This window comes from Paraburkholderia sediminicola, assembly GCF_902859805.1.
GTDB classification, from domain to species: domain Bacteria; phylum Pseudomonadota; class Gammaproteobacteria; order Burkholderiales; family Burkholderiaceae; genus Paraburkholderia; species Paraburkholderia sediminicola.
On the sequence record NZ_CADIKC010000004.1, the window covers coordinates 452201 to 466283 of the forward strand.

General features: G+C 60.5%; 13 protein-coding genes. 6 read left to right on the top strand and 7 right to left on the bottom strand.

The window, feature by feature from the left end; translation table 11 throughout:
- Position 1: 1 nt before the first annotated feature.
- Genes R8871_RS18055 through aroE form a run of 3 tightly spaced genes read left to right on the top strand, consistent with a single transcriptional unit; the run spans position 2 to position 2513 of the window.
- The gene (locus R8871_RS18055) at positions 2 to 460 is read left to right on the top strand and encodes a MaoC family dehydratase (RefSeq protein WP_175051657.1); all 459 of its coding nucleotides are present in this window, start codon (positions 2 to 4) and stop codon (positions 458 to 460) included.
- On the top strand, positions 460 to 1680 hold the full coding sequence (locus R8871_RS18060; RefSeq protein WP_175051658.1) for a CaiB/BaiF CoA transferase family protein: 1221 nt from the start codon (positions 460 to 462) through the stop codon (positions 1678 to 1680). The genes R8871_RS18055 and R8871_RS18060 overlap by 1 nt, the downstream gene beginning before the upstream one ends.
- Positions 1680 to 2513: a shikimate dehydrogenase gene (gene aroE, locus R8871_RS18065; RefSeq protein ID WP_175051659.1), complete on the top strand. Its 834-nt coding sequence runs from the start codon at positions 1680 to 1682 to the stop codon at positions 2511 to 2513. Before R8871_RS18060 ends, aroE begins: the two co-directional genes overlap by 1 nt.
- Positions 2514 to 2799: 286 nt before the next feature.
- Here aroE and R8871_RS18070 read toward each other — a convergent pair whose 3' ends face one another.
- Positions 2800 to 3705 (bottom strand): LysR family transcriptional regulator, encoded by a 906-nt coding sequence (locus tag R8871_RS18070; protein WP_175051660.1) that lies wholly within the window; start codon positions 3703 to 3705, stop codon positions 2800 to 2802.
- A gap of 238 nt (positions 3706 to 3943) precedes the next feature.
- On the opposite strand from R8871_RS18070, the gene R8871_RS18075 reads away from it, so the two are divergent.
- From R8871_RS18075 to R8871_RS18085, 3 genes are all read left to right on the top strand, one after another.
- Positions 3944 to 4816, top strand: a complete 873-nt coding sequence (locus tag R8871_RS18075) for an NmrA family NAD(P)-binding protein (protein WP_175051661.1) — start codon at positions 3944 to 3946, stop codon at positions 4814 to 4816.
- 140 nt (positions 4817 to 4956) lie between these two features.
- Entirely contained in the window at positions 4957 to 5586 is a 630-nt protein-coding gene (locus R8871_RS18080; RefSeq protein WP_175051662.1) for an NAD(P)-dependent oxidoreductase, read from the top strand.
- 240 nt (positions 5587 to 5826) lie between these two features.
- Positions 5827 to 6402, top strand: a complete 576-nt coding sequence (locus R8871_RS18085) for a helix-turn-helix domain-containing protein (RefSeq protein WP_175051812.1) — start codon at positions 5827 to 5829, stop codon at positions 6400 to 6402.
- A 323-nt stretch (positions 6403 to 6725) separates the two neighbouring features.
- On the opposite strand, the gene pyrF is transcribed toward R8871_RS18085, so the two are convergent.
- The 6 genes from pyrF to R8871_RS18115 form a co-directional block, all read right to left on the bottom strand.
- Positions 6726 to 7454 carry an orotidine-5'-phosphate decarboxylase gene (gene pyrF / locus R8871_RS18090; RefSeq protein WP_175051663.1) on the bottom strand — a complete coding sequence of 243 codons (729 nt, stop codon included), beginning with the start codon at positions 7452 to 7454 and terminating at the stop codon, positions 6726 to 6728.
- 528 nt (positions 7455 to 7982) lie between these two features.
- Entirely contained in the window at positions 7983 to 8252 is a 270-nt protein-coding gene (locus R8871_RS18095; RefSeq protein ID WP_175051664.1) for a DUF1488 family protein, read from the bottom strand.
- A gap of 348 nt (positions 8253 to 8600) precedes the next feature.
- Complete coding sequence (locus R8871_RS18100; protein WP_175051665.1) at positions 8601 to 8942, bottom strand: type II toxin-antitoxin system RelE/ParE family toxin; 342 nt, start codon at positions 8940 to 8942, stop codon at positions 8601 to 8603.
- Positions 8943 to 8950: 8 nt separating this feature from the next.
- Positions 8951 to 9226, bottom strand: a complete 276-nt coding sequence (locus R8871_RS18105; protein ID WP_175051666.1) for a type II toxin-antitoxin system Phd/YefM family antitoxin — start codon at positions 9224 to 9226, stop codon at positions 8951 to 8953.
- Positions 9227 to 9601: 375 nt separating this feature from the next.
- The gene (locus tag R8871_RS18110; protein ID WP_175051667.1) at positions 9602 to 13084 is read right to left on the bottom strand and encodes a DEAD/DEAH box helicase; all 3483 of its coding nucleotides are present in this window, start codon (positions 13082 to 13084) and stop codon (positions 9602 to 9604) included.
- Positions 13085 to 13287: 203 nt separating this feature from the next.
- Positions 13288 to 14067: a DeoR/GlpR family DNA-binding transcription regulator gene (locus tag R8871_RS18115; protein WP_175051668.1), complete on the bottom strand. Its 780-nt coding sequence runs from the start codon at positions 14065 to 14067 to the stop codon at positions 13288 to 13290.
- Positions 14068 to 14083: the final 16 nt, after the last annotated feature.

Below are 14083 nucleotides of genomic sequence, written 5' to 3' on the forward strand. Positions count from 1 at the left end.
CATGACGATCGTCGATAAATACTGGGACGATGCCCGCGAAGGCGACGAATGCGTAAGCCCGACTTACACGGTGACCAAGGAACGCATTCTGGCTTACGCCGATCTCACGGGCGATCACACACCGGTCCACGTAGACGAGGCATACGCGAACGCGAGCCACTTCGGATCGATCGTCGCACACGGCCTGTTCGGCTTGTCTATCGCCGATGGCCTCAAGACTCAAAGCACCTACCGTTTCCTGCCGGGTATGTCGCTCGGCTGGACGTGGGATTTCAACCTGCCGATCAAGGTCAACGATCTGCTGCACGTGAAATTCCGCGTGGGCACGATGCGCGCGAGCAAAAGCCGTCCAGACTGGGGCATCGTCGTGCTGCCCTCCGAACTGATCAATCAGGATGGCCAGGTTGTCCAGCACGGCGAACATCGTCTGATGGTGCCACGCCGACCGGGAGCGTTCTGATGCAAGCCCGTCCTCTCGAAGGTATTCGCGTCGTCGACTACAGCCACTTTCTGGCCGGCCCGTACGTGGGGCGCTGCCTCGCGGCGCTCGGCGCCGAAGTCATCAAGGTCGAACGTCCGGTCAGCGGCGACGCTGGACGTCAACACGCCACCGTGCTCGATGATGAGCAGAGCGGCTACTTCCTGCAGCTCAACATGGGCAAGCGCGGCGTTAGCGTCAACATGAAGGACGCTCGCGGCAGGGAATTCATCCAGCGTCTGTGCGACTCGGCGGACGTGTTTGTCGAGAACTATCGGCCCGGCGCGCTGAACAAGCTCGGGCTCGGCTATGACGAGTTGTCCGCACGCAATCCGGGCCTCGTCTACTGCTCGATCTCGGCATACGGCCATACGGGACCGGACGCGCATCGCGCCGGCTTCGGCCTGATTGCCGAAGCGAAGAGCGGGATCATGCAGATGATCGGCAATCCCGGCGAGCCACCACCGCTGATGCGCATCTCGCTTGGCGACATGTACACCGGCATTCACGCGGTGGCGGCGATCAACGCAGCACTGCTCGGCCGCGTTACGAGCGGCCGGGGCCAGCACATCGATATGGCGCTGTATGACACGCTGGTGTCGATGCACGAATACGCGGTGCAGTGCTATACGATGCAAGGCATCGTCCCCGAGCAGACCGGCCACGACATGCCGACGTCGACGCTCTATGGTGTCTTCCGTGCGGCTGACGGCGACCTTGTGATCGCCGCGCAAGTAGACGACGCGTGGAAGCGCTTCGCAGCGCTGATCGAAGCGCATGGCGGCCCCGCTGGCTTCGGCACCGATGCGCGTTTTCACACCCTCGCGGGACGCAATACGAACCGGCTGGAGATTCTGTCCATCGTGAAGCCCTGGGTGGCCGACAAGCCGGTCGCGCAGGTGCTGGCTCTCCTCGATGGCATTGACGTGCCTTGTGCGAAAGTGCAACGCATCGACGAAGTGCTCAGCGATCCACAGATCGTCGCGCGAGGCATGGTTGTCGAGCAGGAGCACCCGCGTTACGGGAAGTTGCGTCTGCCGAACCTGCCGTTCCGATTCTCCGATTGCGACACGACGATTCGCGAGGTTGCGCCCGATCTCGGTCAACACAACGCGGAAGTCGCGCGGTCGCTGGGCTTCAGCGCCGCCGAAATCGACGCAATGCAAACCGATGGTGTGCTGTATTCAAAGCTGAGGCCGTGATGACTGACCAGTACGCCGTGATCGGTAATCCAATCGGCCATACGAAATCTCCGCTGATTCACGGCCTCTTTGCGCAAGAGACACAGCAGGACATGTCCTATACGGCCATCGAGGGTTCCGTTGAGCCGCAGGATGCCTTCGCCGGGACCGTACATGCGTTCGCTGCGGCGGGCGGCAAGGGCATGAACGTGACCGCGCCATTCAAGCTTAAGGCGTTCGCGATCGCCGATGAGCGCAGCGAGCGCGCCGCACTCGCTGGCGCGGCCAACGCGCTGAGCTTCAAGGACGGCCGGATCGTTGCCGAGAACTTCGACGGTGTCGGCCTGCTGCGCGACATTGAAGTCAACCTGAACCTGCCGATGGCCGGCAAGCGCGTGCTGGTTCTTGGAGCGGGGGGCGCGGTGCGTGGCGCATTGCTACCGTTCATCGCGGCTCGCCCTGCTGAACTGGTCATCGCAAACAGGGACATCGCCAAGGTAAAGGCCCTGGCGGCGCAAGTCGCCGCCGGGGGGCCCCTGATCGCCTGCGGCTACAGCGAGCTTGAAGCGATGGGACGCTTCGACCTGGTGGTCAATGCGACATCGGCCAGCCTTACCGGCGAGTTGCCGCCGGTTACGCCGAGCGTTTTCAGCCCCACGGGTGTGGCTTATGAACTCGCCTACGGCAAGCGACTGACGCCTTTCCTGAGACTCGCACGCAATGCGGGCGTGGAGAGCGTCGCGGACGGTGTCGGCATGCTAGTGGAACAGGCCGCGGCAGCCTTCACCTGGTGGCGCGGCGTGCAACCCGAGACGCGGGCCGTGATCGAACGACTCACCGTGTCACTCGACTGATCGCGCAGCGGAGACCGTCCTTACGCTGAGTGGCATCCCTTTGACCCGCTCTGCGTTTGCGCTTTCGCACGTGGTACCTGAACGGTGGTAATGGGCTCGATTGCCCGTTTCAAAGTGCGGAGCGGCCGTTCGAATGTCCACCCGAAATCACGGGCGATTGTCCGAAACTGGCCGAACTCAGCCGGATGGTGATCGGCTCAGTTCGACCCGTTGCAGCCCCTGCCGAGTGGCAGCTTCGGAGCAGTCAATTTTAGGGCACTCTCGATCAATGTTTATCCACCAACCCTCATTCCAGATACGGCGTCAGCACAACTTCGATCCATTTCATGAATGCGCGGACCCGGCGCGACAGATTGCTCCGATGTGCTACGACGAGGGACACCGCGAGCGCCCGGCGACGATAGTCGGGAATAACCTCCACAAGCGCCCCACTTTTCAGGTATCGGCCAATCCCCAGGAGTGGCGCCTGAATCAGGCCGAGGCCGGCGAGCGCAGCGGCTTCGTAGATCTGCGCGTTGTTGACGTGTAGCGTACCCGGCAACTGAAGCGTCGCGTAGCTGTCGCCGCTCGGATATTCCCATCCATAAGGTCTTGAGCCGAGCATCGGCGAAAAATGAATTGCCCGATGTTCCTGACGCTGGAGATCCTCTAGCGATCGAGGGACGCCGTGGAGCGCCAGATAGGCGGGACTGGCAGCGTTGACCATGCGCAGCAGGCCCAGTGGGCGGGCAATCAGCGTCTCGTCCCGTATCGGTCCAAGCCGCAATACACAGTCGAATCCCTCTTGAACCAGATCGACTTGCCGATCCGTACTCGACACCTCCAGCTCCAACTCGGGGTGAGTCGCCATGAACTCCGGCAAGGCGGGCATGATCGTGGTGCGCGCCACTTCGGACGGAAGATCCACCCTTAGACGCCCGCGAAGTGCCACGTGCTCGCCTGCGAACATCGAGTGCAGGTCATCGACTTCAGCAAGCAGATCGCGGGCGCGCGCATGAAACGCACGTCCGTCCTCTGTCAACTGCACGCTGCGCGTCGTCCGGTGCAGGAGTCTGACACCGACATCTTCTTCCAGCTTCCTGACAACCGTTGAGACCCTCCCTTTCTGGATGCCCAAGCTGTCGGCCGCGCGGGTGAAGCTCCCCATTTCCGCGACCGTTACGAATATGAGGAGGGGTTCGAGATTCTGCATTTTCGCGCCTTGGTATTGTTCATCCCGTGGAGAACAGTCAGTTCATTTTACCGGCGTTTACCATATCTGAAAAACACAATAACCTTCGAAATTGAGACCCACATCGGAGAACAGCAAGTGACTGAAACTATGACCTTGCATCGCGCCCTGTGGGCCGGCCGGGTATCCGAGCCATTCTGCCGCCATTCGTTAAGCCAATCGGGGCAGTCGACTGTCCCTCAATATCCGGAGAAAGCATATGTTTTTAGTAACGGGAATCACGGGAAAAGTAGGCGGCGCAACGGCAGAACATCTGTTGGCGCACGGTAAGAAAGTACGCGCGCTGGTCCGCAATCGCGAGAAGGCGGCTCACTGGGCAAACCGGGGCGTGGAACTGGTAGACGGCGATTGGAATGATTCGGCAGCCATCGGGCACGCGCTCAAAGGCGTCGAAGGCGCGTTCGTCATGTTGCCGGCTGTCTGGGCGCCGTCGCCCGATTTCAAAGAGGCCAGGGGCGTGATTGCAAACTATGTCGAGGCTCTCACCAGGGCATCGCCGCCGCGAGTGGTTGCGCTTTCGTCGATGGGGGCGAACAGAACCAGCGGGCTCGGGATGATCACGGCGCTGTCGCTTCTGGAGCAAGGATTTCGCGACCTGACATTGCCGATCGCTTATGTGCGCGCCGGCGGATTTTTCGAAAACTTCCTTTACGGCTTGCATGTTGCCCAAGGCGGCACGCTTCCCGTCTGCTACAACCCGACCGATCGGAAATCGACCATGGTCGCGACCAGCGACATCGGCGCCGAAGTCACAGCGCTTCTGACCGGGCCGGCATGGTCAGGGCATCTCGCCATCGAGCTCGGTTCGATGGTCAGTGCGGATGAAGTAGCGACGCAATTGGGTGAAGTTCTGAAGGTCGACGTCAACGCCTTTGCTGTACCGCGGGCCGGGTGGCCGGCAGCGTTCGAGCAGCTCGGCGTTCCGAAGGGCCAGACGGGACCGGCCGAAGCGGTGTATGACGCCGTCAACTCGGGCTGGATGGACCTCGGCGTCGAGGGTACAGAGCACGTCCCGGGCGCGACGTCTGCCCGCGATGTCTTCGCGGCGGCCCTGAAGGCCGCTACAGAATAGGTCAGCGGATCAGCGATGGGATACGACTTTGGAAATCTACTCCGGGTATTCGTACTCCATCGTGATTCTGGCAGAGCAACCAGAAGAGCCCACTTCCATATGAAATGCGGCGTTCACACCAACAACTGTCGAGATCGACTATGAAGGTTCTTGTTTTGGGTGCAACGGGCGGAACCGGGCGGCTGATCGTCCACGACGCCTTGGAGAAGGGTCATTCCGTAGTCGCGTTAGTTCGCTCGAAGGCGCGCGCGCCCGACTTCCCAGGCACAGACCTCATTGAAGGGGATGCCTGCGACGAAGGCGCCCTGATGCGCGCCTTGAAAGGCTGCGATGCCGTCGTCAGCTCGCTGGGCACGGGCGTTAGCCCTTTCAGCGAAGTCAGCGTTCTGACCGAAGCGACACGCGCGTTGCTCCCGGCGATGAGTCGCAGCGGCGTCCGCCGTCTGGTCTGCATCTCCGCCCTGGGGGTGGGAGATAGCCGCGGCCACGGCGGCTTCGTGTTCGACCGTCTATTCCAGCCGTTGCTGCTTCGCCATGCCTACAAAGACAAGGGGCGCCAGGAAGCCGCGATTCGCACCAGCTCACTCGATTGGGTCTTAGTCCGGCCCGCGATGCTCACCAACGACCCAGCCCGCGGAAGCGTCAGGGCCATCGTTGACCTCGCCGACGTCAACGGCGGCAAGGTCGCACGCGCGGATGTCGCTCAGTTCGTGGTGGAGCAACTGGCGAAGGATACGTGGTTGAAACAGACACCCGTACTCCTATGGTGAGGACGGATCTCGTGGATCACGTTCTTCAACCACCTGGTAGTCAGGCGTACAAGAGGTCACGAATGAACAAATAGGAAGGCAAGATTGCGCTCATCTCGGGGGGGCACAACCGGGATGGGGGCGGCGATCGCGAAACGATTCCAGACAGAAGGGGCCACGGTGATCGCCACGGGCGCCAACCCGGAAACACTGGAGAAGGCCAAGAAGGAACCATGGGCCTCGAAGTCCACTTCATTTTCTATGTTCACCGAAATGAAAAAAAATATTCCATCGGCGCAATTCGGCGGCAAGATCCGCGCGCTGAGACAGCGGCTAAAGCTCACTCTTGACTGTACGGCACGGGCCGCAGGGATTTCGAAACCTTTCCTGTCACAGATAGAGCGCGGCTTGGCCATGCCCTCGATTGCCTCGTTGAAAGGCATTGCCGACGCGCTTGGTGTTGCCGTGCAATACTTTGTTGACGCTCCAAGCGAGCAGAAATTTGTGTGTCGGGGTGAGGAAGTGAGTTTCTTCGAGTTCGCGGATACCGCAAACTCGTTCGCCAGACTTACGCATAAGTCTGGAGGCCGGCGGCTTGAGGCCATCCTTGTGAGATTCCCGCCCTATCAGAGCGGACCTGCCGATATGCCAACCAGCGCAGAAGAAGAGTTTCTTTACGTCACTTCAGGTGAAATTTCGTTGACTCTTGAGGGCAAGACATTTGTGCTCAAAACAGGGGACAGTGCGCATTACCAATCGACGCTGCCCCAAGGATGGTTGAATAACCAATCCACTGAGGCGCTTGCGATCTGGGTCGGGACGCCGAACCTACTTTAAATGTTGAAACAGAGTAATCGCAAGCCACCAATTTAGTACGATCGTCTGGGAGCCAACGATTTCGTGACCTTGAATCGTAACGCTGCGCAACCCGATCGAAGAATAATCGCCGTTCGCCAGGCTGCACTCAGCGCGCACAATGACCAGGGTGCGTTCGCGGTCCACGTCCAATAGGCAACTTGTGTGTTTTCCAGCAAAGTTGCGGAGCGACGATTGTCGACAATCTAGGGGCCAGCGTTGAACGTCCGTAAGTGGCCGAACTGGGACGGACAGCGACAGAAATCTGATCACATCGTTACGCGCTGCATCGGAGAGGGGTGAGATCAGGTTGGGGAACCCGCGGATGCCGGACGCTGGATAGACCCGAGTTCCACGCAAATGCGATCAAATACCGCACCTGGATTTTCAGTTTTCGTTATCGAACGACCAATCACAATATGCGTTGCACCGGCTTCGAAGGCGTTACGAGGGGTCGTTACGCGAACTTGATCAGTCCCGGCATCACCCTCAAGCTGAATGCCTGGCGTAACGATGGACATGTCTGATCGAATTTTTCCCTTCAGGAGTTTGGCTTCGCGCGCTGATGCGACCACGCCATGACAACCCGCGATGTCCGCGAGTTGAGCAAGACGGACTACCTGCTCATCGACTGTTGACAGTATCCCAACCTGCTTCAAATCAACGTCCTGTAGACTCGTGACGACCGTGACAGCTAGGACTTTCATTTCCGGGAACGGTTCGGCGGCCTTTACCGCGGCGCGGAGAATATCCAGTCCACCCAAAGCGTGAACAGTCACCATCTGCACGCCATGAAGTCCCGCAGCCTTAACCGCGCTTCCGACAGAATTGGGAATCTCAAGGAGTTTCAGGTCGAGGAAAACACCCTTTCCCGCGGCAGTTAGCGCATGAATAATTCCGGGCCCAGACGAGGTAAGGAGCTGCAAGCCTATCTTATATAGCTTCGCACGAGCGCCGACCAGTTTGACTATCTTGCGTGCTTCGTCTTCCGTCGACACATCCAACGCGATGATGATGTTCTCTTCAATCGTCATTTGATCACCGCCCCCCAAAAAATCGCTTTTTTACGTCGGAATTGCTCCATTACCGCGGTGCTTGATCGTCGCGGTGCCCCTCTTCCGCGGCAAGCCAGTGGCAAGAAAAGGCCGCCCCAAAGGGATCGTTGGAATAGACACTATCGGATGAGCTCCGACGACCGCACGTTAGGCGCTGACCAAGCGTAGGTGCCGGTTATGTCGACTTGCCGATTGTCGACGATTTCTGTAGCAGTGTCGAATGTCCCTTTGTGGCCGACACGTGTCCATTGGAAACAGTCGTTATGACGCCGTCTTAGCTGCTTGTCACTCACCTAAGAGGATGTGTGCACGAACTATCATCGGCATGTTGCTGCGGTGCCCACTTGTGCACGCGCTACTTATTATCGATTGTATGGGACCGCCCTGTCCCTGCCTTCCCGAGCGGAGCGACGGGCAGCACTTATGCGTTGAGAGTAAACAGTTGTGTTTTTTTATGTGTTTGTCGGGCGCATGTCGACGTGACAGTCATCGTCAGTCAAACGTCAGTTACCGGGTCAGGAAGTCGTTGACAGTCAGCCACAGTGGCTCGTCTGGCCGGGCAAGCAACTTTCTTTGTGCGACCGCGACGATGCGATTGCGGCCGTTTTCAAATGTTTTGAGCGTACGCGTCACGTCGGCGCCACGCGGTAGCCAGAAGTGCTGTTCGAGTGCGTCACACGCAATTGCGCCCTCAACCTCGCGGCCGCGGATCGACAGTATGAAAACCACGGCGCGTCCGTCCGGCGAGACGGCGGGCGCATGATCAAGTACTTCCATGACGTACCTCGACAATATCATTCGCGGTCTTTGTATTTGTACTGCGCCGCTCAGCGATAAATCTACCAGAATTCGAAAGCGGCGCAATCGTCAATGAGGCAAAGGTTCAGCCTCACCCGGCGTCTGATACCGATATCCGTCAGGCGACGTATGTGCTCGTTATTTTGCAGGCGATCGTCGTGTTGTAGAAGGGTTTGTGTTCTGTTGTGTATGCAGTCGGGACAGACGGTTAGCCGCGTATCGGAAATTAACACTCCTCGTTATGGTGAGCTTTTTGGGAAGCAAGGATGTGTCGCCATCGGGCGAGTGGCCCGGCACTTCAGCGTGAAAACACAAACAAGGCTGAATTTACCAGCGTGAACGCAATAGTCGTTTCTGAAGAAGCGTTCGTAGATCACGGCGTGTATCGGTGACGAAGTGAATGTAAATCGCGTCGTCGCACACCCCATAGATAGCCCGATTCCTGCCGCTCAACGCTTCCCGGAAATTCAGACAGCCGAAGTCTGAAAGCTCCGCCGGGACATAACCGCTCTGCGGGAACTGTCTGATATTGCCAAACGTGACAGCCAATTCCGCGGACGTTTGTTTCCACGTCTCTGCACTGAAGCTTCTGAGGATGTAACGACACAAATCCTTCGTATCCTCCTGCGCCTCTTCGAGAATCAGGAGCTTCAGCTTCGCCTGCCCCATCAGCGTATTTACTCCTTCCGATCAAGGTCGGCGAGCTCGGCAAGAAACTCATCAGCACCCTTGAATTTTCCCTGCTCGATGTCCTTCTGGCCTAAGACCAGGATCTTGAGCAACGCCAGCGTTTGCTGGGTGTCTTCGTAGCTCTGCACGTCCTGCACGACGAGCTTCGCCTCGCCATTCTGCGTGATAAGCAGCGGCTCGCCAGAAACCGTCAAATCCTTGACGATCTGCGCTGCGTCGCTCTTCAGGTAGCTGATTGGTTTTACGTGGTCTGACAGGCGCATGTTTGATCCTCCGTTTGCCCCCATGAATTCACCTCATCCTGCTTCGCCCGCCTCGCGGGTCATGGGCGATGCAGCGCGCTGGTTAGCCCGACCTGTTCAGGTGGCGGACTATAGACAAGCGGGTTGCAACTGACAACGGGCGATTTTGAACTTAAAAGTCCACAAAAGTGATCAAAGACCCTTACGTTGCCCTGCGTAGGTTCTAGCGTAGCTTTCTCCCAACATTCCCGCTGAATAAGGCGCAACACAATCGTTTAAGAATTGTTAGATCGGTTGCTTGAATTTAAAAGATTGGTGCGTTGGCGGGGAACCTGGCACTTTAGGAGCGCGTCACGCCGCTATCGGAATTTCCGCGGCGCACGCGGCCCGCACTTCTCACCTGCTGCTTTCAATCTCAGGCATCGGCGCGAATAGCGCGTCGAGGTCGTCGTCCGAGAACTTGGCTGCGCCGGCGGCGTCTTCGGAGAGAATGCTGTCGGCAAGTCCCGCCTTCTGCTCCTGCAACTCCACGATCTTTTCTTCGATGCTGCCCGCGGCAATCAGCTTGTAGACGAATACGGGCTTGTCTTGTCCCAGCCGATGGGCGCGGTCGGTCGCCTGATTCTCGGCGGCAGGATTCCACCATGGGTCGTAATGAATCACGGTATCCGCAGCGGTCAGGTTCAGACCCACGCCACCCGCCTTCAGGCTGATCAGGAACAACGGCACCTCGCCTTGCTGGAAGCGCTCGACCGGCGTGATGCGGTCGGTCGTGTCGCCTGTCAGAATGACATAGGGAATCGCGGCTTCCTCGAGCGCCTCGGCAATCAGCGCCAGCATGCCGGTGAATTGCGAGAACAGCAGCACGCGCCGTCCTTCCTCGATCAATTCGGGCAGCATCGACAGGAGCAAGTCCAGCTTGGCCGAACGCGTGACGCGTGCGCCCTTTTCGACCTTTTCCGCTTTTTCCACTCTACCGCGCTTCTCGGCAACGCCCGCTTCCCCCGGCGCCTCGTCAACCCTGATTTTCCGCACGAGACGCGGATCGCAGCAAACCTGACGCAGCTTCAGCAAGGCATCGAGCACGATAATGTGGCTGCGCGCGAGCCCCTGCGCGCTGACCGCCGCACGCACCCGCTCCTGCATGGCCGTGCGCACTGTTTCGTATAGATCGCGCTGCGCGCCTTCCAGATCGACTGAACAGACGATGGTGGTCTTGGCCGGCAACTCCTTCGCGACCTCGTCCTTACGACGGCGCAGCATGAACGGCCGGATACGGCGCGCCAGCAGCGCGCGGCGCACGCCGTCGCCGTTCTTCTCGATCGGATTGCGCCAGCGTTTGGTGAAGTCTTTCTGGCTGCCGAGGAAGCCCGGCAACAGAAAGTCGAACTGCGACCACAGTTCGCCGAGGTGGTTCTCCAGCGGCGTCCCCGTCAAACACAGCCGATGCCGCGCGCGCAATCCGCGGATCGCCTGCGCGGCTTTGGTGGTGGCATTCTTTACGTACTGCGCCTCGTCGAGGATCAGCAGGTGATAGTCATGCTCGGCGAGCACCTTCTGATCGCGCCACAGCAAAGCGTAAGTCGTGAGAATCAGGTCATGCTCGCCGATCTTCTCGAAACGCTCCTTGCGCTGCGGGCCGTTCAGTATCAGCACTTTCAGTTCGGGCGCGAAGCGCCGCGCTTCTTCGCGCCAGTTGTGCACGAGCGTGGTCGGCACGACGATCAGCGCGGGACGGTTGAGCCGCCCGGCTTCCTTCTCCGCGAGGATGTGGGCGAGCGTCTGCACGGTCTTGCCGAGACCCATGTCGTCGGCGAGCACGCCGGCCAGATCATGTTCGCGCAAAAACTGCATCCAGTTCAGGCCCTGCTGCTGATACGCGCGCAACTCCGCCTTCAGCCCACGTGGCACCGGCACCTCGTGCAAGCCCGGGCCGGCCTGCAGACGTTGCGCCAGCTGGCGGATCGAATCGTCGCCCTGGAATTGCCAGCGACCGGTGCTGTTCAATGCTTCGAGCCGGCCTGCATCGACGGAAGGCACGCGCAGCGGCGCGCCTTCGGCCAACGTGCCGCCCAGTGCGTCGAACAGATCGACCAGCACGCGCACCACCGGTTTCAGCCGGTCGGCGCGCAAACGCAGGCGTTTGTTTTCTTCGGTCTTCAGCTCGATCGGTTCGTCGTCGGCGATGGCTTCAAGCGCGCCGCCGAGCCAGCGCCGGTCGCGCCGGAACAGATCGGCAAGCAGCGGCTCGAGCCGCACATTGCGCTCGCCGATGCGGATGCCCATCTCCAGATCGAACCAGCCGTCGCCCGCCTGCTGCGCGGTGCCGTCGATCGCGTCGATCTCGATGATGTTGTAGCGGAACTCCGGCGCCATCGTCACGCGCCAGCCTTTGCTCACGAGCTCAGGCACGGCGTCGTTGACAAAGGCGGACCAGGATTCGGCATCGGGCAGACCGAGCATCGTGTCAGGCAAAAGCCGCGATGCGTACACGCGACTGGTCGGGACTTTCTGCAGCCCGGTCTTGCGCAGCTCGAGCAAGCGCTTCTTCTCGGCTTCGTAGCGTCGGCGGATATGGATGACGTCGCCGCCCGGCATGGGCACGAGGGTGACGCTGCTGTCGACATTGATGCTGACGCCGTCGTAATCGAAGCTGACGCCTGCCAGCTCGACCGCCTCTGACTTGCGCTGCCCAGTCTTGGCCGTTGACGGCAGCGCGTGGCTATTGAGCGTGAGCACTGGCACAGGATCGACGTCGATCACGCGGATCGCGGAGGCGTCGTGCGTGGGCGGCAGCGGCAAATCGGGCGCGATCTCGCGCAACACCGAGGCGACCAGCGGCGCTTCGGCGAGCGAGATCGGCGGCATGGCGAGGTAATCGGGCAACTGCTGGAACGGCAACGACGATTCGACGATGCCCGCTTCATTCGCGACGCCGTCCACATACCAGACGGGCTCCGTAGGCAGCACCATGGTGGCGCGCGGCTCGGTGCACAAGACAGGCCGCAGGCGTTCATCCGCCAGCGGTTCCCATTCGATCCGTCCAGGCCGGGTGGCGCCGCGCGACAACGGAGTCGGCCCCTCGTGACCTGGCGCCGGTTTGAACTCGAAGAACAGGCGCCCGGTGGCGATCAGCTTTTGCAGCATCTCCGCGCCGCTCGTGCCGCGCAGAATGAACTGGCCGAAATCCTCGCGCGAGCGGCCGAGCCACAGGCCGCGCAGGATCGACAGGTCTTCGTCGGAGACAAATCTGGGTTGCTTGAGCAAGGCAGCTTCCACATTGCCCCAAGGCTCGTCGACTTCGGCAATCGTGCCGTCCGGATTGCAGTGCGCCCGGTACAGCACGACTTCGTGGCGCATGTGGAACCTGGACCAGTTCAGCAGGTAGGCCAGCGTTTGGGTGCGCGCGGCACCCGCCTTCTGGGCGACCGCATCGGCGGCCTCGGCGCGCGCGCGAAAACGCTCGAGCCAGCTGACCAGTTCGGGACGCACGCCGGACGGCTGCTGCATCGCTGTTCCGGACGGCGCCTGCAGGTAATCGGCGGACGGGTGCTCATCGGAGTCGATGCCAGTGTCGACGTTGGTGATGTGGTCCATCTCGTCGTGATACTCGAGCTCGGCGAGCAGCAGCGCGGCAACATGCTTGCAATTGCGGCCGACCGGGCAACTGCATTCGCTCTGCGCCCAAGGTCTGCCGCCATCAGTACGGAACCGCACCTGCGTGTGATAGGGCAGCACCCGTGAGCCCTGCACATAGCCGCTGAGCCTCGCGCCGTCCCATTTCACGTTCGTGACCGCGCCGACCGAACGCGCCTTGGCGACAGTCTGATCTCCAAGCCATTCTGTAATCCGTTCCCGATCGAAGAAAACTGACGACATCAGGGTCCATTCCTTTTCAAGCCGGCGGCGGCAACTGCACGCGGACGCAGAATCGGGGCGGCAGGCGATGAATGGCGACTGCCCGCGCAGTTTCAGCCCGGCATAGGTTGCCCGTGGTAACCGGCCATTTTACGCGTTGGACGCAATTCGCTGTGGAGACGGCTTTGAAGGCGGTGCCAGGGGCACAGGTGGCCTGGCTTCGCTCAGCGCTCTGAGTCGCTGGATGCCCCGACGCTCACTTCCAGTCCTGTCGCCGCGAACACCTGTGCGAGCGCCGGCGTTGGCGCCTCATCGGTGACCAGCAGATCGACCGCATCCGGGCCGAAAGCATGTACCAGCGCGCTGTGACCGAATTTCGCATGATCCGCCGCGACCACGCGCCGCTCGGCCTGTGCGAAGGCGGCAAGCGAAAAAGCGACGTCGGCGGGGAGTGCGTCCATGAAACGACCCTGCGCGTCAATCGCGGTGACCGAGACGATTGCATAGCGCACATGGAACTGCCGCAGGAAGGCGAGCACGCTTTCGCCGACGGCAGCGGAGTCGTCGGCACGCAGTTCACCACCCGCAATGAACACCCGGTTGCCGTTGCGCGGCGCCAGCACACGGGCGACTTCGATGGAATTGGTCACCACCGTGAGCCGCGAGCGCACGGCGAGCGCCTGAGCGATGTGCAGGCAGGTGGTGCCGCCCTCGAGGATCAACGAATCGCCGTCCCGCACCAGCTCGCTGATGCGAGCGCCAATCGCCTGCTTGCCTTCACGGCTTACCACCATACGCCGCTGGAACGGCGGCTCATCGAGCCGCTCGGGCAGCATGATGCCGCCGTGGACCTTGATAAGCAGGCCGTCCGCGATCAACGGCTTGATATTGCGGCGGATGGTCTCGTCGGAAACCTCGAAGCGGCCGGCGAGATCAGTGATCGTGCAGGTGCGCTGCTCGCGGACGAGTCGCAGGATTTCGGCTTGGCGTTGGGTGGAGAACATAAGGTTCAGGCGATGA